Annotated in this window: 18 protein-coding genes; 14 read left to right on the forward strand and 4 right to left on the reverse strand. The window is 45.9% G+C overall.

The window, feature by feature from the left end:
* Positions 1 to 120: 120 nt before the first annotated feature.
* The 4 genes from CRO25_RS22710 to CRO25_RS22725 form a co-directional block, all read right to left on the reverse strand.
* A complete protein-coding gene (locus CRO25_RS22710) occupies positions 121 to 1,026 on the reverse strand; it encodes a YitT family protein (protein ID WP_063564229.1) in 906 nt (301 codons plus the stop codon).
* A 114-nt stretch (positions 1,027 to 1,140) separates the two neighbouring features.
* Positions 1,141 to 2,379 carry a cation:proton antiporter gene (locus CRO25_RS22715; RefSeq protein ID WP_063564230.1) on the reverse strand — a complete coding sequence of 413 codons (1,239 nt, stop codon included), beginning with the start codon at positions 2,377 to 2,379 and terminating at the stop codon, positions 1,141 to 1,143.
* Positions 2,380 to 2,383: 4 nt separating this feature from the next.
* A complete protein-coding gene (locus CRO25_RS22720) occupies positions 2,384 to 2,878 on the reverse strand; it encodes a cation:proton antiporter regulatory subunit (RefSeq protein ID WP_053780467.1) in 495 nt (164 codons plus the stop codon).
* A gap of 312 nt (positions 2,879 to 3,190) precedes the next feature.
* Positions 3,191 to 3,595: a hypothetical protein gene (locus CRO25_RS22725; RefSeq protein ID WP_063564231.1), complete on the reverse strand. Its 405-nt coding sequence runs from the start codon at positions 3,593 to 3,595 to the stop codon at positions 3,191 to 3,193.
* Positions 3,596 to 3,775: 180 nt separating this feature from the next.
* Between CRO25_RS22725 and CRO25_RS22730 the strand changes: the two genes are divergently transcribed.
* From CRO25_RS22730 to glnA, 14 genes are all read left to right on the forward strand, one after another.
* A complete protein-coding gene (locus CRO25_RS22730) occupies positions 3,776 to 4,720 on the forward strand; it encodes a putative sporulation protein YtxC (RefSeq protein WP_064639434.1) in 945 nt (314 codons plus the stop codon).
* 196 nt (positions 4,721 to 4,916) lie between these two features.
* Positions 4,917 to 5,144, forward strand: a complete 228-nt coding sequence (locus tag CRO25_RS22735) for a hypothetical protein (protein WP_063564233.1) — start codon at positions 4,917 to 4,919, stop codon at positions 5,142 to 5,144.
* Between the two features lie 5 nt (positions 5,145 to 5,149).
* Complete coding sequence (thrS, locus tag CRO25_RS22740; protein ID WP_079696550.1) at positions 5,150 to 7,087, forward strand: threonine--tRNA ligase; 1,938 nt, start codon at positions 5,150 to 5,152, stop codon at positions 7,085 to 7,087.
* Between the two features lie 421 nt (positions 7,088 to 7,508).
* The gene (locus CRO25_RS34185; protein WP_079696588.1) at positions 7,509 to 8,042 is read left to right on the forward strand and encodes a 3D domain-containing protein; all 534 of its coding nucleotides are present in this window, start codon (positions 7,509 to 7,511) and stop codon (positions 8,040 to 8,042) included.
* 115 nt (positions 8,043 to 8,157) lie between these two features.
* Positions 8,158 to 8,343, forward strand: a complete 186-nt coding sequence (locus CRO25_RS22750; protein WP_063564337.1) for a hypothetical protein — start codon at positions 8,158 to 8,160, stop codon at positions 8,341 to 8,343.
* A gap of 170 nt (positions 8,344 to 8,513) precedes the next feature.
* Positions 8,514 to 9,575, forward strand: a complete 1,062-nt coding sequence (gene liaF / locus CRO25_RS22755; RefSeq protein WP_079696551.1) for a cell wall-active antibiotics response protein LiaF — start codon at positions 8,514 to 8,516, stop codon at positions 9,573 to 9,575.
* A 3-nt stretch (positions 9,576 to 9,578) separates the two neighbouring features.
* The gene (locus CRO25_RS22760) at positions 9,579 to 10,616 is read left to right on the forward strand and encodes a sensor histidine kinase (protein WP_079696552.1); all 1,038 of its coding nucleotides are present in this window, start codon (positions 9,579 to 9,581) and stop codon (positions 10,614 to 10,616) included.
* The gene (locus tag CRO25_RS22765) at positions 10,613 to 11,275 is read left to right on the forward strand and encodes a response regulator transcription factor (protein ID WP_072734028.1); all 663 of its coding nucleotides are present in this window, start codon (positions 10,613 to 10,615) and stop codon (positions 11,273 to 11,275) included. The genes CRO25_RS22760 and CRO25_RS22765 overlap by 4 nt, the downstream gene beginning before the upstream one ends.
* A 148-nt stretch (positions 11,276 to 11,423) precedes the next feature.
* Entirely contained in the window at positions 11,424 to 13,121 is a 1,698-nt protein-coding gene (locus tag CRO25_RS22770; RefSeq protein ID WP_079696553.1) for a S1C family serine protease, read from the forward strand.
* A gap of 195 nt (positions 13,122 to 13,316) precedes the next feature.
* Positions 13,317 to 14,006 (forward strand): response regulator transcription factor, encoded by a 690-nt coding sequence (locus CRO25_RS22775; RefSeq protein WP_063564239.1) that lies wholly within the window; start codon positions 13,317 to 13,319, stop codon positions 14,004 to 14,006.
* A gap of 1 nt (position 14,007) precedes the next feature.
* The gene (locus CRO25_RS22780; protein WP_063564240.1) at positions 14,008 to 15,468 is read left to right on the forward strand and encodes a cell wall metabolism sensor histidine kinase WalK; all 1,461 of its coding nucleotides are present in this window, start codon (positions 14,008 to 14,010) and stop codon (positions 15,466 to 15,468) included.
* A 68-nt stretch (positions 15,469 to 15,536) separates the two neighbouring features.
* Positions 15,537 to 16,490 carry a 4-hydroxy-3-methylbut-2-enyl diphosphate reductase gene (locus CRO25_RS22785; protein WP_063564241.1) on the forward strand — a complete coding sequence of 318 codons (954 nt, stop codon included), beginning with the start codon at positions 15,537 to 15,539 and terminating at the stop codon, positions 16,488 to 16,490.
* Between the two features lie 231 nt (positions 16,491 to 16,721).
* Positions 16,722 to 17,786 (forward strand): 3-deoxy-7-phosphoheptulonate synthase, encoded by a 1,065-nt coding sequence (aroF, locus tag CRO25_RS22790; RefSeq protein WP_063564242.1) that lies wholly within the window; start codon positions 16,722 to 16,724, stop codon positions 17,784 to 17,786.
* A gap of 414 nt (positions 17,787 to 18,200) precedes the next feature.
* Complete coding sequence (glnA, locus tag CRO25_RS22795; protein ID WP_063564243.1) at positions 18,201 to 19,625, forward strand: type I glutamate--ammonia ligase; 1,425 nt, start codon at positions 18,201 to 18,203, stop codon at positions 19,623 to 19,625.
* The last annotated feature ends 55 nt before the right edge of the window (positions 19,626 to 19,680 follow it).

Consider the following 19,680-nt stretch of genomic DNA (forward strand, 5'->3'; position numbering starts at 1 on the left):
TCCCCGGATTTTTCCCTTCAGAAAAGGGAATCGAAAAAATCTGGGGATAACAGCGATTGGAAGGTTGTTCTGTCATCGTAGTGTCAGTGTAAATATCTTTAGTTCAACTTACATGAGCTATTATTTTTCCGGATTTGTCACAATACCTGCATGTGGATCAATATGACGCACAATGGATTTGAGCCAGATCATTTCGAGGAAATGAATCTCATAGTAGAGCGCTCCCGGAACGTGTTGGATCCAACCTTCAGCGACAGCTGGATGCCCTGGATCCGTTGAAGCAGCCAATGTTCCAGGTTCACGGCGCAGCCGTTTACGGATGGCTTTTTCAACTTGAGCGCTTTGTGTAGTTAAAATACATATTTTGCGCTTAGCTGTGAATCCGCGGAATGCAATATACACCATTTCATATGCAATGAGATAAGCAATTACCGAGTACATCGCTTGATCCCAACCGAAGACAACACCAGCGGCGGTTAGAATCAACAAGTTGAGCAGCATGATTATTTTTTCGATAAGCATCCGTTTCCCGCTAAATACACGTTCAGGTGGACGGGAGGACGGATCACCGATTTCCAGCGTATCCAGTGTCCCACCATACCGCACGACTAGACCGATTCCTAGACCGAGACATAATCCGCCAAACATGGCGGCAGCCAGTGGGTGCTCGACAAGCGGCGGCATGGGATGAAGCACAATGGCACCAATCGAAAAGACAACCAAACCCAGAACAGTGACCAGTACGAATTTCTTTTGCACGAGTCTATAGGACAGAAAGATAAACGGAACGTTGAACAAAAACAGGAACAAACCAATCCTCATTTCGGTCCAGTGGGCGAACAACGAAGAGATACCTGTAATGCCTCCAATAATGATCTTATTGGGATGTAGAAACAATTCAAGTCCCACGGAGGCCAGAATTCCACCCGCTATTACAAACAATAAATTCAACATGCGACGGGCAGATGATAATCTGGTCTTGGCGGTTTGTGGCACCGGATTAGCCGATATCAGAGGTGCTTTCATAGGTCATCCTCCTTAGTGCGGCTTTCGAGCCATTCTCCCTGGGTTAGTCACAGAAAGATCGGCGTAAGAGCCGCGAAGTACGTTAGTGTGTCTGTTCTGTACAGACATAAGGAATTATCCTTCTTTCTGCAGAACCTTTGGTTCTTCTTTCTTTTTCCGAGGATCCTTGAACTTGAATATTTTATCCAATAAACGGAATACATGTTTGGACTCTTTGGTTAATAAAGGACCCAGAATGGCCAGAATTAGGACATAGAGCGCGGCAAACGGTTGAATCATTGGCAACAGTCCTCCGGCTTTACCCATGTTGGCCAAGATGATGGAAAATTCACCCCGTGACACAATGGTTAATCCAATATTCGCCGATGCTTTGGGCGATAGTCCTGCACTGCGTCCGGCCATCATACCTGCTAGGAAGTTACCGAACAATGTAATAACAACTGCAATCAGAGCTAACCATACGGCTTCGCCACCCAAGGACAACGGATCAATGGACAATCCAAAGCTGAAGAAGAAGATTGCTCCGAAGAAGTCACGGAACGGTAGAATCAAGTGCTCAATCCGTTTCGCGTGTTCTGTTTCAGCAAGCACCAGACCAACCAGTAATGCACCAATCGCTTCGGCAACATGAATGGTTTCAGAGAAGCCGGCTACCAGGAACAAGGCTCCGAATACAACGAGAGAGAATAGCTCATTCGATCGAATTTTAAGCAATTTGTTTAGTAGCGGTGTTGCTTTGCGTCCAAGGATAATCACGATAAGCATGAATCCGAGAGCAATAAGTGCGGACATGATGACGCCTCCGATGGAGGATGAATCACTAAGCACAAGTCCGGACAAGATCGAGATATATACAGCGAGGAATACATCTTCGAACATAATAATACCCAATATCATCTCTGTTTCAGGATTGGCCGTTCGTTTCAAATCCACGAGTACCTTGGCCACGATGGCACTGGAAGAGATGGTAGTTATACCTGCGATAATAAGTGCTTCTGCAACTGGGAAACCGGACATAAAACCGAATATTAATCCCAGCGTGAAGTTAATCCCGATATAGATAGACCCGCCGACTGCAATGGATTTACCCGATTTGATCAAACGACCAACCGAGAATTCCAGCCCTAGATAGAAGAGCAGGAAGAGAATACCAATGCGGCCCATAAACTCAATAAACGGCTGACTTTCAATGAAACGGAAGTCCAGATGCCAGATTTTCATAGCATGTGGCCCAACAGCCATCCCGATCAGAATATAAAACGGAACGACCGAAAATCTTAGTTTTGCCGATAAAAGGCCGGCTGCCGCAATGAGCACAAGGGCCAGACCTACTTCGAATATCAAATGATCCATCTATTTACCCCCTTCCAGTCAGGAGGAGGGATTTAAACAGTTTCTGCTGATTGCGTTCGCCAACGGCTACTACCGTGGACTCTGCACTAATCACGACCTCCGGACCGGGGCTGATATGTTTTTTGTGATTCTTCTCTACAACGGCAATAACCGTTGCCCCTGAGTTTTGACGTACGTCCAGTTCACCAATAGATTTACCGATACATCCGTAGGATGGCTCGATTTTGTACCATTCAATAATCAGATCGTCAAACGTTACTTCAATATTTTCAAGCTGCTTTGGTTTATAGGTCAATCCACCAACGATGGCAGCAATCTGTCTTGCTTCATAGTCATCAAGTGTAATCATGGAGATGCTTTGGTCTGGATCATCGTACTCAAAATGGTACATTTCCCGGCGACCGTCATCGTGAATAATGACAATAATTTTATCTCCACTGCTCGTTTCAATCTGAAATTTCTTGCCGATTCCCGGCAAATCTGTTTCGCGTACATCCATGGATAGTATGCCTCCTTAAATTGAGGGCTGGCCACAGAAGACAGGCTTATTTCCCGAAAATAGAATGAACAGCTGAACTTAGGAACATTAAATGATGCGGGTAAACAGAGCCAGGGACTCCTGACACACAGCCTTGTGTTGTGAATTTTTAATGAAAATGGGGATAACAAAATAGATGCTAACAAATAGGTGTTGCCAATGAGGCTGATCGATATCTAACATTTGCTAAAAGGGTTAAAAGTTATGCACAAGCACACCGTCTATCAGACAGAGGTGTCTCCATGCAAAGCAACCTAAAATACGGTGTAAAGGCTAGTTAAGAGCGTTCACGTATTTTGGTGCTATAGGGGTGGGAGATACATACATACTGGTGAATTTGATGGGTAGCAGAAATAATCTGCGTTTAAACAGACAAATCAACGGTTTAAAGGGTAGACGCGGTGTAGGAATTCGCAGCATTAGCAACAAAGCGAGCACAAGAAAGACAGGTTTGTTATGCGTGACCGCAATCAACTTCGACATGACTTGTGGGTATTTGCGAATGGCAGGTTTCTGCTGAGACTCCAATGTGTGGACAAGCACTTCCTTGTTGGAAGTCGTCTCAACGGTTACCTCGACAGCGGATTCCGACTGCATCGGAATAGGGAAGGACAACGCTTGGAATACGCACAAAATGATAATAAAAGCGTAACGGAGTATTCTTGGTTGTTGTCTCATTTTGGCTTCCCCCCTTTTCCGTGAAACATACTGTTATAAAAATAATAACACATTTTTGTCTTAACTCCAAACAGATTGATAATATACTGAGAAATCATGACACGCTTTCCATCAATCCGCTTCGTATATCCCTATCAGCCTTGCCATATACTTTGAACAGGAAGGAAAGGAGTGATTCTTATGGAACTGTTCGCCGTATGGACCGATGTATCAGGGCAGGAGGAAGCGGATCAATTTTATCGTTGTGTGAAGGAAAAAACCAAAGGTTTACATATAAGCAAAAGAGGATTTCGGCTCACCTTCAAACATAATGACGGAAGAGCGGCCTGGGTATGCAGAGGCAATGAGAATCACGCTGACTTCCAGCAGTGGCTGCCTCAGATCAGTGATTTGCTTGCCACTGGACTTGCAGATTACATCATGGATACACGTGAACGTATTATGGTGGAAGAGATGATCTCAAAGGCCTGCTCAGTCATGGATGAACATGAGGTGGAGAAGGTAAATCGGATTTGCATGCCTTTATTATTCAATGGTGACTTGGATCAGCCAGGCCTGCGCGAGCGTCGCCGTACCACTTTGGCCAATGGTTTGAAGCAAGATTTGGAAGAGGTGCATTTTTTTCATCTTGAAGGCATTCTTAATTTCCGGATTCGGCCATATAAGCAGGAACTTCATGAGCTGGTAGAATATGCGCTGGATGAATTCTGGATGGATCGTCAATATGAAGAGTTTATGGGGCTACTCAAATATTTTGTGTTCTTTCAGGAGGCGAAAGTACCTCTTGTACATTTGATACACAAAGGTTTGCATGAATTTCAAGTATTGGATGCTGCGCTTAATGTGCTGCCCGTACAAAAGGATGAACAGGTCGTTGTAGAGATGCCTGGACTTGAATTGGAAATGGATATCGAAGACATGATCGTGAGTACGCTGATCTCCATCTCGCCTGAAAAGGTCATGCTGCATACACGCACTCCAGATCTGCCTATCATCTCTACGATCCGTCAGATCTTTGAAGACAAGGTGCAATTATGCCATCATTGCCCTGAGTGTGAAGTGCTGCGCTCCGGATTGTTGACAGGTCTTGACGCAAGTGATATCGGCAATTATAATAACTGTTGATCCATGATATTTATTTGAGGTTGTTATGGAACAATAAACAAAAGCGTTGACAAAGACAAGAACCATACGCACGGTCAGTGCAGAGAGAGGGAACTAGGCTGAAATTTCCTCCGGATGCCACGTTTGGTTTACCCCTTTGTAGCTGCAGTTTTGAAAATGGATATAAATATTGCCTCTATAATACAGGTAGTCATCCATGAGTAAGGATATGCCGGGTCATGCCCGTTACCGTCATGCCAATGAGGGCTGTACTTCCAATACGGATGAAGCAGCTGAATTAGGGTGGAACCACGAGAGTATACAACACTCGTCCCTTTGCCGGGACGGGTGTTTTTTGCGTTCCTTTGCAAAAATTGCAGGAACAGCAATAGATTATCCATCCATGATCATGTATGGACAGAGGTTGAATTTACAGGAGGAATGAGACAAATGGCAGTTAACATTAAACTACCCGATGGTTCGGTTCGTGAGTATGCCGACGGAAGCAGCATTGAAGATGTGGCCGCTTCGATCAGCAGCGGACTTCGCAAAAATGCCGTAGCCGGCAAACTGGATGGAATCGTGGTGGACTTGTCCACAACACTTCAAGAGGGAGCATTGGTGGAGATCGTAACACTGGATTCACCAGAAGGCCTGGAAGTGATGCGTCATAGTACAGCTCACTTGCTCGCTCAAGCTGTGAAGCGTTTATATGGAAACAAAGAGGTACATCTCGGCGTTGGTCCTGTCATTGAAGATGGTTTCTACTATGATATGGATCTGGAACAACCTCTCAATCCCGAAGATCTGCAAAAGATCGAGAAGGAAATGGAACGTATTGTTAATGAGAACTTGCCGATTGTGCGTAAGGAAGTTAGCCGCGAGGAAGCGATCAAAATCTTCGGAGAAGTGGGCGATCCTTACAAGCTCGAATTGATTCGTGACTTACCAGAAGACAGTGTTATCACTATTTATGAGCAAGGTGAATTCTTCGACTTGTGTCGTGGACCACACGTACCATCCACCAGCAAAATCAAAGTATTCAAACTGATGAATGTTGCCGGTGCTTACTGGCGTGGAGACAGCAAAAACAAAATGCTGCAACGTATTTACGGTACAGCTTTTGTGAAAAAAGCACAGCTTGATGAGCATTTGCACTTCCTGGAAGAAGCTCGTAAACGGGATCACCGTAAACTGGGTAAGGAACTCGAAATCTTCACATTCTCCCAACTGGTTGGACAAGGTCTGCCAATCTGGTTGCCTAATGGTGCCAAGCTGCGCCGGACGTTGGAGCGTTATATCGTGGATTTGGAAGAGAGCCTCGGATATCAGCATGTGTACACACCGGTGCTGGGTAATGTTGAATTGTACAAAACATCAGGTCACTGGGAGCACTATCAGGATGACATGTTCCCGAAAATGGTTATGGACAATGAAGAACTCGTTCTTCGTCCAATGAACTGTCCTCACCACATGATGGTGTACAAGTCCAGCATGCACAGCTACCGTGATCTGCCGATCCGGATTGCCGAGCTTGGCATGATGCATCGTTACGAAATGTCGGGCGCGTTGACAGGTCTGCATCGTGTACGTGCGATGACGCTGAACGACTCTCACATATTCGCACGCCCGGATCAGATCAAGGAAGAGTTCGCTCGTGTTATTGAGCTAATTCAAACGGTTTATAAAGATTTCGGCATTCACGAATATCGTTTCCGTCTGTCCTATCGCGATCCTCAGGATACCGAGAAATACTTCCAGAATGACGAGATGTGGGAGATGTCCCAACGCATGCTCCGTGAAGTTGTGGAAGAACTCAACCTTCCATTCTATGAAGCAGAAGGCGAAGCGGCATTCTATGGTCCAAAACTGGATGTTCAGATCAAGACAGCACTGGGCAAAGAAGAGACATTGTCTACCGTTCAATTGGACTTCCTCTTACCAGAGCGGTTTGAGCTTGAATATGTGGGAGATGATGGGCAGAAACATCGTCCGGTCGTTATCCACCGCGGTGTAATCAGTACGATGGAGCGTTTCACTGCATTCTTGCTGGAGAACTTTGCAGGGGCTCTGCCACTGTGGTTGTCTCCTGTACAGGCGAAGGTTATTCCTGTATCCGGCAACTTCGACGACTACGCACGTGAAGTGGAAGCGAAACTGAAACGTGCAGGCATCTCTGCTGAAGCGGATCTGCGTAACGAGAAGCTTGGTTATAAAATTCGTGAAGCACAGCTTGAGAAAATGCCTTACATGTTCGTCGTTGGTGAAAATGAACGTAATGCAGAGGGTGTATCTGTGCGGAAACGTGGAGAAGGCGACCTCGGCATGAAACCTGTGGACGAAATTGTAGCCCAGCTCAAAGAAGAGATTGCAACAAGACTGGTGTAATCCTGAATTGTGGGTTCTATAATAGAAAACCGTTTGAATCATATTGGAGTAAATCCAAGGGTTCAGACGGTTTTTTTTTTGTTTTCTGGTTTTCTGACATCCGGTTTAAAAGCCTTAATAGGTGAAAAGTATAGAATTTTTTCATTTTGGAAAACCTTTGCAGTAAGGGGGAGGTTCTATAATGAAAAAGCAATTCTTAATTCAAAAGAAAAACATAAGGTTAATCATCTCTTGTTGTGTAATGTTCGCCGGAGTAGTCTTGGGCTGGAATCAGGTAGAAGCATATACCTTCGAAGAGGAAAATGAAGTCATGTATGTGGAGAATCAGCACAGCGAAACTTCAGGAGAGCTTGAAGGCGTACATTCTGAAACGGCAGTTTATGAATACAGCGATCAGGCTCAGCTCACAACCTTGGTCTATATGGGGTTTTTATGGTCTCCACAGCCTATTGTTATTCCACGGCCGGAAGTTCCGGAGAAGCAGACCGGAGTTGACCCATCCATGCCGGTGCTCGCTCCGCGTACAGAACAGGTGTTGGACACGCATAAAGTGACGGCTACCGGATACACTGCAGGTGTGGAATCAACCGGAAAAGGCCCAAAACATCCTCAATACGGAATCACGTATTCAGGTGTAAAGGTGCGCCGTGATAAAGAAACGGTCTCAACGATTGCAGCTGATCCGAAGCTGTTCCCACTGGGTTCCATTTTATATATTCCCGGTTACGGTTACGGCATCGTTGCAGACACGGGCTCGGCGATCAAGGGCAATAAAATTGATCTTTATTTCCCTACCACAAAGCAAGTGTATAAAGAATGGGGCAAAAAGGACGTCGAAGTACAGGTGATCAAACAAGGTGCTGGAAAATGCACTGAAAAAATGCTGGAAGAATTATCGGAAGCCATCGATGTGTACAAATCCGTACCCGATTCATGGCTGGACAAGGCCGTATAATGATGATGAATTTTAATACATGAATAACGCACGCGCACTCTTCACATAATACTCTCTGGGGACGAACCCCGCGTTGCAGACATGCAATGTAAATATGAAGAGAGAGGTGATCGTCGTGGCTAAGAAATCTCAAGGTTCACAAACGCCAAACGAGAAGTACAATGCAGAGTTTGGAGAAGAGAATGCAGCAAGCAAAGTGAAACAATCGCACCAAAACAAAGTGAAGGATAACTTCCAAACACCTGATGAAAAATACAATGCTGAGTTCGGTACTGAGAACACAGGCAAATCACAAAAGTAAATCAATGCACAGACACCTTGGAGTATTTCTCCAGGGTGTTTTTAATATTTTACATAAATACCCTTCCGTCTCGGTCTGGAGACTGAGATCAATTCCATCTGCCGCCGCTGTTAACCAATCCTTGTCTGATGTAAACTGGATACAGAATACAGACAAAGGAGACATGAGCGATGAAACGATCTACGCGGGACCGCTGGTGGGTTGGCATTCCTCTTATTGCGATTGGCGCAATAATATTGTTCAGGCAATTGGGATATGACATAGATATCGGATACATGTTCAGAACATATTGGCCGTTATTTTTGATTTGGTGGGGTGTAAAAGGTATAACCGAAATTCGGCGTAATGGGAGTCATGCATTGATTGGACCGGCCATTGTACTGGCGATTGGTGGATACTTCTTGGCACGCAATCTGGGGTGGATTGATTATTCCATGGGCGAGTTCATTCGCTACCTAATTCCGGTAATGCTGATTGGTGGGGGATTGTTCGTTCTGATCGGACCCCGTCGTCGTGACCGGAAACACCATGACCAAGTACCACCGCCTCCTCCACCGGAGCCACCTTATAAGCCATTGTCCCCTGAGGACCTGGAAATGCCGTCTTCGTTTGATGAACAGTTCGAGAAAACATTTGGCAAACCGGAACAGGAACACAAGAATGATTCACATGGCTCATTCTATACAGATAAGGAAGACCCTAAAACACACGGACATCAACACCATCATAAACATCAACATCAACATCATCATCACAAGCATAAAGGTTACGGTTCAAGTAAAAAGGAATATGGAACATTTGATAACGATGACCACTATGATGATGATCCGAATTACTATGGTGGCCATGGGAATACAATTAACAAATCGGCATTTATCGGTGATATGTATATGGGACAGGAAGTGTTCTCCCTGAAACCGATGAATATTTCGGCATTTATTGGCGATACGGTGATTGATTTGACGAAGGCGCAAATACCTTACGGTGAGACGAAGATTAACATTTCCTCTTTTATCGGGGATGTGAAGGTATTTGTACCGGAAGATATGGATCTGGGTGTGACTGTAACGACGAACTCGTTTATTGGAGACATGTCGCTGTTAAATCAAAAACGGGGTGGATTCCTAAGCAGTGCTCAGGCTGAAACGGCGCATTATCGCGAAGCAGGAAAAAAAGTACGGATTGTCGTTAGTGTGTTTATTGGAGATGTCAAAGTGAACAAGGTGGGTTAACGCATGATTCGAACGATTCTCAAAGCAAATAAGTGGGAACTGATGATGTATTTTGCGCTGACCGGACTCATTACTTTGGGCGGGTTTTACTTGCTGTACGGGGAAGTGCTGATGGGAACAGGGCGTCAGCGTGCGTGGACCTATGTTGCTGTTGTACTCCTGGCTACCGTAATCACGGGCTATATTGCCGCCTTACGGCTTCAACGCAAGATTGATCTTCTGGATCTCAACATGCTGAAAGTGTCTAAGGGCAATCTCGCTGTTCGTATGCCTGAGGCAGATGATGCCTCCTTCGGACGGGTATATCAGGAATTCAATGTCATGATGGATTCGATTGAGAAAAAAATGAGATTGCTTCAGCGGCTTGGTGAGCAGGAAGTCATTGAAAAGGAACAGGCATCCGAACGCGCTGTGATTGAAGAACGCAAAAGGATGGCAAGAGATTTGCATGATACGGTCAGCCAGCAGCTTTTTGCCATGCATATGTCGGCTTCTTCCTTACCACGTTTGCTGGAGATGAATCCCGAGCATGGTAGCAAAGTGTTGGAGCAACTTATTCAGATGTCGCATATCGCACAGCGGCAGATGCGTGGGCTTATCGCTCAGCTTCGCCCAGTGGAGTTGGAGGGAAGGAATCTTGGCGAAGCGCTGGATAGCTGGTTCCCGGATTATTGCAGGCAGAATGGTTTAAAAGGAGTGAAAGAGCTGGAACTGGATGGCGGAATTTCCGATGCCATCGAGCACCAGCTGTTTCTTGTTATTCAGGAAGCGGTCGCTAATGTGGTCAAACATGCGGAAGCGGGTCTGGTCAGCCTGTCCATACGAGAGAGTGAACATCAGATCAGCATGAGCATTAGCGATGATGGTCAAGGGTTTTTACAGCAAGCAGAACGTCCTGGTTCATACGGGTTATCAACGATGCGTGAACGGGCAGAGAAGCTTGGGGGTCAGGTTCAGATTATATCGAAGCCGGGAGCGGGGACGACGGTGCGGGTATTCATCCCGAAATTCCCGAAAGAACCAGAGGGGGAAACGGAATGAGCGGAATAATAAATGTAATGATTGTGGATGATCATGATATGGTGCGGATGGGGTTAAAAACGTATCTTATGCTGGAGCCTACATTTCATGTGATGGGGGAAGCGGGTAACGGACAGGATGCATTGAATCAGCTGCGCAAGCTGGGAGAAAACGAACTGCCTGATCTGATCCTGATGGACTTGATGATGCCGGTAATGAATGGCGCGGAAGCGACACAAGCGATTATGACCGAATTTCCAGGGATGAAAATTGTGATGCTGACCAGTTTTCTGGAGGATGACCTTGTGGTACAAGCGATTGAAGCCGGTGCCGTCAGTTATGTGCTGAAGACAGTATCTGCTGAAGAGTTGATCTACGCTCTGCAAGGAGCATACCGAGGTATGCCTGTAATGACAGGCGACGTATCACAGGCATTGACCCGTGGCATCAGGCAGCGCACAGCAAGAGAGAACGAATCCGGCCTGACGGAACGGGAAAAGGAAGTGCTTTTGCTGATTGCAGAGGGCAAGACCAATAAGGACATCGGGGAAGAACTACATATTAGTATCAAAACCGTCAAAACTCATGTGAGCAATCTGCTGATGAAATGTGAAATGGACGATCGGACACAGCTGGCAATCTACGCTCATCGTCAGGGCTGGGTGAAGAATAAGGGTTAGAATGCAGATTTGGCGGGAAAAATGTTCTATAACAGCGTGCTTTTATCTCCTTTTTAATTGTTTTTAAGGTACGGTTAAGGTTTAAAGTACAAAATAAGGACAGTTAAAGAATATCTCTTGCGAAGAAGAGATTGGGAGGTAGAGAGGCATGGACGAACGTAATTACAGAGCGAACCGTCAAGACGAGGAAAATGAAACTAAACAAGCGGAGAATCGCAATTCATCAGGGACGGACGATTCCTCCTATTATTATTCTTACGGACCTTTTCAGTCCGTGAATCAGGAAGATACAGCAAGTCATAATGGGGAAAATAATCAACGTGAAGAAGGAAATGTAGAGATTACAAGACCTGAACCCGTGAAGCCCGTACCTACTTACTACAGTAATTACAATAACGAATCATCTGATCAAGCTAATACGTCCTCCAGAGGGGGCGGCGGCAATGGTTCAGGCAACGGAGGAGATCAGGGGAACGGCGGCAAGAACAATGGGAATTGGAATTATAATAACCGTCGGCCACGTTCTTCCGTAAGATCGCTCCTGTTCTCTTTTATCGCCGGGATGCTGGTCATTACAGTGCTGATGTATACAGCGGACAGAACAAACATGTTTACACCACAGGAAGCACTGACAAGTGCAGACAATGAAAGCTCCAGTCAGTCATCTTCTCCTACTAACTCAGGCAGCAGCAATAACGTGACAGCGTCATTACTGCCAACGGGCAAAGAGGATGTATCCTCTGTAGTAACGAGTACAAGTCCGGCTGTCGTCAAAATCGAAACACTTGCCAAGCAGTCTACACGCAGCAGCAGCCAGGGTGGTTCTACGATGAGCGATCCATTGTACCAATACTTCTTTGGTAACGGAAGCAATGGTGGAACAGATAGCTACCAAGGCCAAAATAATCAGCAGCAACAGCAACAAAGCAGCAATCAGTTGGTTCCGCTCGGCATTGGTTCCGGATTTATTTTTGACAAAGAAGGCTACATCCTGACGAACCAACACGTGGTTCAGGGTGCAGATGTGATTCAGGTAACGCTGGAGAACAACAGCAAACCGTATGAAGCAAAATTGCTGGGAAGCAGCTTCGACCTTGACCTTGCCGTATTGAAAATTGAGAAAAACAGTGGCGATGATGCTTTCCCTGTCGCTCCACTGGGCGATTCTAACAGTACTCAAGTTGGTGAATGGCTTGTAGCTATTGGTAACCCGGAAGGATTTGAACACACAGTTACTGCAGGTGTGTTGAGTGCGAAAGAACGTACCATCAGCATTCCGGACGAAGAAACCGGCAAAACTCGTGAGTACAGCCACTTGTTACAAACGGATGCTTCCATCAATCCTGGTAACTCCGGTGGACCATTGCTTAACCTGAATGGTGAAGTCATTGGTATGAACGTTGCGGTTAGCGCGGATGCCCAGGGTATTGGGTTTGCCATTCCTTCGAGTGTAATCTCGGATGCGGTTAAATATTTGAAAGAAAATAAAGAAGTTCCCAAAGAGCCCGTACCGTTCATTGGTGCATCTCTGATGGCCCTTACGCCTGAAGTGGCTAAACAGATGGGAACGGATATCACTGAAGGTTCAGTTGTAGCCAGCACGATCTATCAATCCCCTGCTTACCAAGCAGACCTGCGTGCTTATGACATCATCACAGGTGCCAATGGCACAGCATACAGCACAAGTCAGGATTTGATTGATTTCATCAAGAAACAGGAAATTGGCAGTGAAGTGACACTGAATGTTGTTCGGGACGGTAAAAAAATGGATGTGAAACTCAAAATCGGCAACAAAAACGATTATGATACTACACAAACGACGGATCAACAGCAACAACAACCATAATGCCGAATTATGGGTTATAGAATAAGGTTTAGAAGAGCGGAAGGGTTCGAGGGCCCTTTCGCTTTTTTTGCACTATATTCGTTTGTACTCCATCAAGGTCTGACTCGCAAAGCAACAAGGTGTTTGGAAAGATGCAGATTGCGCTTTTGGCTGTTACAATAAGATTAAAACGTTAAGGGATAAAGGAGAAAGACCATGCGCTCAACTATTCTGATTGTTGATGATGATGAAAAAATCGTTTCCATGCTTCGGCGGGGACTTGCTTTTGAAGGATATGAGGTACAGACAGCTTCGAATGGGGCGGAGGGCCTCAGTAAGCTGATGGATAAAGAGCCGGATATCGTGGTTCTTGATGTCATGATGCCGCAAATTGACGGGTTTGAAGTATGCCGCAGACTCAGAGAAGCGGGGAGCAAAGTGCCCGTGCTAATGCTCACTGCCAAAGATGAAGTACAGAGCCGGGTAATTGGGCTCGATACAGGTGCAGATGATTATCTCGTGAAGCCGTTTGCGCTTGAAGAACTGTTGGCTCGTGTCCGTGCCTTATTGCGTCGTAAAGCGGATATAGCAGACACGCCTGATAATCGACTTATGTATGAGGATATTATTCTGGATAATGATTCTCGTGAGGTGTTGCGTGACGGTCAGCGTCTGGAACTGACTGCCAAGGAGTTCGAATTGCTGAATCTGTTCATGCAAAATCCGAAACGTGTGCTGTCCCGTGATCTGATTATGGATAAAATCTGGGGTTATGATTACAGTGGTGAATCCAATGTGCTCGAAGTGTATATTGCCATGCTCAGACAAAAAACCGAAGAATACGGCGGCAAACGTTTGATCCAGACGATCCGGGGAGCCGGCTATATTTTGAGGGGTGACTCCTGACATGTCCATTCGGTTAAGATTAACCGCGTGGTATTCAGGCATCTTGGCAGCCGTACTCATTTTTTGGGGAGTTGTGATCTACGCTTTTGTTTATTTTAATACGTATCAAGAAGTGGAACAGCAACTGAAAGATAAAAGTGAACGAATTACGAATCAGATTGGTGTCAATCCGCTCTCACAGTCGCTGGACCTGGACCCTTTTACGGAAAGTCAGCTTCAGGAAGCTCAGATATACATCCAGTTGTGGGACTACCAGAGCAGATCTGGTAAAATCTCAGGCAATATGGAGAAACTTCAGATTCAATTTCCCGTTGTGAAATCCAATGAGATTCAGAAAAAGCGTGGCATATCCAAGATCTATGTCAATGGGACCCCTTTCTTGGTGAATCAACAGCCCTTGTCTCTTCAGGGGACCAATGAAATAAGGGGGCTCCTTCAAGTCGGTGCCAATGTTAGTTCCCAGGAACGATTGCTGGAGGCTCTGCGAAATATTCTGGTCTTTGGCTGGCTTGTAGCGATGGCGCTTGCCATTACTTCGGGTCTGATTCTGGCTCGTAAATCGATGCGTCCACTCGTCAATGTGATTGATGCCGCTAATCAGATTCAGTCCGGGGATGACCTTAGTGTGCGTATTCAATACACGGGTCCAAAGGATGAGATTGGACGTCTGATTGAAACAGTTAATAATATGCTTGAACGAACAGAGCTGTCATTCCGCGGGCTCGAGGAGACGAATAAAGCTCAGCGCAGATTTGTATCTGATGCTTCACATGAGCTGCGTACACCGCTGACCACGATCCGTGGCAATGTGGACTTCCTTAAGAAGCTGTGGGATCAGGAGAGCACGGACCGACCGAATCTGGACGAAGAAACGGTTAAACAAATGTCGCTTGAAGCGATAGAGGACATGGCGGATGAAGGCAAACGCATGAGCAGACTGATCAGTGACATGTTGTCTTTGGCCAGAGCCGATACAGGACAGAAAATCGAACTGAATCCGATCCCGTTGCAGATTCTGGTGCAGGAAGTGGCTCGCAGATCGCAATTCCTTGATCACCAGGCTGACTGGCGTCCAGGTGATCTATCGATTTTGAATGGCATTTATGTGAACGGCAGCAAGGACTATTTGCAGCAAATGTTGTTTATTTTTATCGAGAATGCTTTCAAGTACACTCCAGATGGCTCGGTTACGCTTGATGCAATACTTTATAAAGGTCAGGTAGGACTGCGCATCAGTGATACGGGCATCGGAATGGATCGGGATGAAGTTCCATTTATCTTTGACCGGTTCTATCGGGCAGATGAGTCGCGCGGTGCCACACCAGGTATAGGTCTGGGACTGTCGATCGCCAAGTGGATCATTGAGGAACACCAAGGATCTGTCGAGGTTGTAACCAGACGTGGAGAAGGAACGACCTTTATCATTTGGTTGCCGGTTGTCTTTGCTCCGCCTATCGAATAAGGTTATAATAGAAAGGACTGCAATTACATCGGCTATCTTTGCCGAGAAAGAAAGCGGGTGGCAACCAAGTGGAAGTACTGCGAATTTCGCCGCGGGGATATTGTTACGGAGTTGTGGATGCGATGGTGCTCGCGCGCCAGGCGGCACGCAATCTGGACCTACCACGGCCTATTTATATATTGGGTATGATTGTGCATAACCAACATGTGACGGACTCTTTTGAAGATGAGGGCATTATTACACTGGACGGACCGAACCGGATTGATATTTTGAGCCAAGTAGAGAGCGGAACAGTGATCTTTACTGCCCATGGTGTATCTCCGGAAGTGCGCAAGATGGCACGTGATAAAGGTTTGACTACAGTGGATGCAACTTGTCCGGATGTAACCAAAACCCATGACCTTATTCGAGAGAAGACGGCTGAAGGATATGACATTATCTATATCGGGAAAAAGAGCCATCCAGAGCCTGAAGGTGCGGTTGGTGTTGCACCCAATCATGTTCATCTGATCGAGAAGGAAGAGGAGATTGACGGACTGAACGTACCTCCCGGCAAAATCCTTATTACGAATCAGACAACGATGAGCCAATGGGACATTAAACACATTATGAGCCGTCTTCTGGAGAAGTATCCAGGCGCAGAAATTCATAATGAGATATGCTTGGCTACCCAAGTACGTCAGGAAGCTGTTGCTGAACAGGCAGGGCAAGCCGATCTGGTCATTGTTGTCGGTGATCCTCGCAGTAATAACTCCAACCGACTTGCACAAGTATCGGAGGAAATTGCGGGTGTAACGGCATATCGTGTATCAGATGTGGCTGAGATTCAGCAGGAATGGCTGAAAGGTGTGAATAAGGTGGCGGTTACTTCGGGCGCATCTACACCAACACCGATCACGAAGGAAGTCATCCTGTATCTGGAGCAATATGAACATGACAAGCCGGAAACATGGGAAATCAAGCGTACGGTGAATATGAGCAAGCTATTACCTCCTGTAAGGGAAAAGACTCGTACAACGTAAACAAACATTATTATAAGAATCCTGCAGTACAGAGCCGAAATCCGGTGACTGACTGCAGGATTCTTTTTTTTAAGGGGGATAAGAGTCGGCTTGACTGAAAAGGGTGAATATGTTATATTTACTTTAGTGGATAAAAGCTTAAAAGCGAACAAGCGTTTAAGTGAAGAAGAGTTTTGGAGATTAAATCAGACGCGCTTAGGCGCTCTCATACAAGGAAGGATGGGATTTATAATGATCGTTATTGCAGGTAAAGCTACTCCGGAGGAACATATTCAGGATATCGTCGCTACAATTGAAAAGGAAGGGCTTCAGGTTCATATCTCGCGTGGAGAGGACCGCACCATCATTGGCCTTATTGGTAAAGTAGAGCCGAAAATGGCTGAGCATCTCCGTCAAATGAAAGGTGTGGAGAATGTCGTCAAGATTTCGAAGTCTTACAAATTGGCAAGCCGTGACTTCCATCCTCAAGATACCGTAATCTCCATCAAAGGAGTAGATATTGGCGGCAAAGAACTCGTCGTTATGGGCGGACCTTGTGCGGTTGAATCAGCTGCACAGATTGATGAGATTGCCGGACTGGTTAAGGCTGCTGGTGGACAGGTGCTGCGCGGTGGTGCATTTAAGCCACGTACAGGTCCGTACAGCTTCCAGGGAACGGGTGTTGAAGGTCTGATCATGATGGCTGAAGCAGGCAAGAAACATGACCTGTTGACCATTACAGAAGTCATGACGCCTGAATATGTGGATATTTGTGCCGAGTACGCAGACATTCTGCAAGTAGGTACACGGAACATGCAGAACTTCGATTTGCTGCGCAAATTGGGTGAGTGTGGCAAACCGGTACTGCTGAAACGTGGTTTCAGTGCAACTTATGATGAGCTGTTGAATGCGGCTGAATACATTCTTGCGGGTGGCAACCCGAATGTAATGTTGTGTGAGCGTGGTATTCGTACATTCGAATCCTACACACGCAATACGCTCGACTTGTCGGCCATCCCTGTTCTGCAGTCTCTCAGTCATCTGCCAGTCATTTCGGACCCAAGTCATGGTACGGGTCGCCGTGAGCTGGTTGAACCGATGACGAAGGCTTCTGTTGCTGCTGGTGCTAACGGCCTAATTATCGAAATGCATACGGACCCGGATAATTCCATGACGGGTGACGGCGTGCAATCTTTGTTCCCTGACCAATTTGCCAACCTGCTTCAGGATCTGGAGAAATTGGCACCAATCGTGGGTAAAACATTCAACACAGCCAAACAACCGGCGGAGTTCTTTCCAGCACGAGTAGGCGTATAACTGATCTTCATAGCATAGGTAATATATATCATCCGGGCATCTGCCCTGGCTCCGTTCGATGAGAATGAGGCTAGGACAAAATGTCCGGTTTTTATGTTATTTGGAGCCTTGAACGCATTTATTAATCATAGGTGATAAGAAACATTTATGATGTAATGTTATTTCCATAATTTAGGCTAAATATACCCCTGCTTTACCGCATTAAACCAGTTAAATATAGTGTATTTACGTTGTTAAGTGAAATCAATAGGTTTATAAAATGTTAGCATAGCTTACATAGTTGCAAAAAATACCTTACATAAGTATTGACGATGTCACATTTGAGATTTTATAATGACGACAGAAAAAAATTCGAATATGGACATTTTCTTAGCGGGGTTGTTTAATGTTCGGAATATTTGGGAGGACGAATACATGTCGGTTGAAAACGTATTGAAATCAATTCAAGAGAACAACATCGAGTGGGTAGATTTTCGTTTTGTAGATTTATCCGGTCGTGCGCACCACATCTCGTTACCAGCTTCGGCAGTTGACGCAGACACTTTTGTAAATGGAGTAGCCTTTGATGGTTCTTCTATTCAAGGTTTCCGCGGAATTGAAGAGTCCGATATGGTTATGATTCCAGATCCTGAAGCGACTTTTGTCGATCCGTTCACAGCACACCCTACATTGAATGTTATGTGTGATATCTTCACTCCGGATGGCGAGCGTTATGAGCGTGACCCACGCGGTATCGCAGTCAAAGCCGAAGAGTTCCTGAAAGAAAGCGGAGTAGGTACAGCAGCATTTTTCGCACCTGAATCCGAATTCTTCATCTTCGACGATGTACGTTATGAGAGCGGCACGAACAGCTCTTCTTATTTCGTAGATTCCGAAGAAGCTTCTTGGAACACCAACCGTAAGGAAGATGGCGGTAACCTGGGCTTCAAAGTTCGCACTAAAGGCGGATACGTTCCTGTAGCTCCAGTGGATACACAACAAGATATTCGTAGTGAAATGTGTCGCATTTTGGAAGAAGCGGGCCTGTCGATCGAGCGTCATCACCACGAAGTGGCGACAGCTGGTCAAGCCGAAATTAACTTCCGTTTTGATACGTTGAAGAAAACAGCAGATAACCTGCTTGTATACAAATACATCGTGCATAACACTGCACGTCAATATGGTAAAGTAGCAACATTCATGCCAAAACCACTGTTTGGTGACAATGGTAGCGGAATGCACGTTCACCAATCCATCTTCGATGGCGATTCCCCATTGTTCTATGACAAAGCGGGATATGCAAACCTGAGCGAAATGGCTCTGCACTACATCGGAGGCATTTTGTACCACGCACCAGCTCTGATTGCTTTGACTAACCCTAGTACGAACTCATTCAAACGTCTCGTACCTGGTTATGAAGCACCGGTTAACCTGGTTTACTCCAAAGGTAACCGTTCGGCAGCAGTACGTATTCCGGTTGCAGCTGTGACACCAAAAGGTTGTCGTATCGAGTTCCGTACACCGGACTCCACAGCTAACCCTTATCTGGCTTTCGCTGCAATGCTGATGGCGGGTCTGGATGGAATCAAACGCAAAATCAACCCAACTGAGCTTGGATATGGTCCACTCGACAAAAACATCTATGATTTGTCTGATGCAGACAAAGAAAATATCCGCAGTGTGCCAGCTTCCCTGGAAGAAGCGCTTGACGCTCTGGCAGCGGACAACGAATTCTTGACTGAAGGCGGCGTCTTCACGAAAGAATTCATCGAAAACTATATCAACCTCAAACGTGACGAAGCAAAAGCAGTGGCAATTCGCATTCATCCGCATGAGTACAGCCTCTACTTCGACTGCTAATCCAGTCGGAACAGAAACTGTTCCCAATGTAAAGCCTCCGGGACTCGCTCTCGGA

Source organism: Paenibacillus sp. RU5M (assembly GCF_900221055.1).
Lineage (GTDB): Bacteria > Bacillota > Bacilli > Paenibacillales > Paenibacillaceae > Paenibacillus > Paenibacillus marchantiae.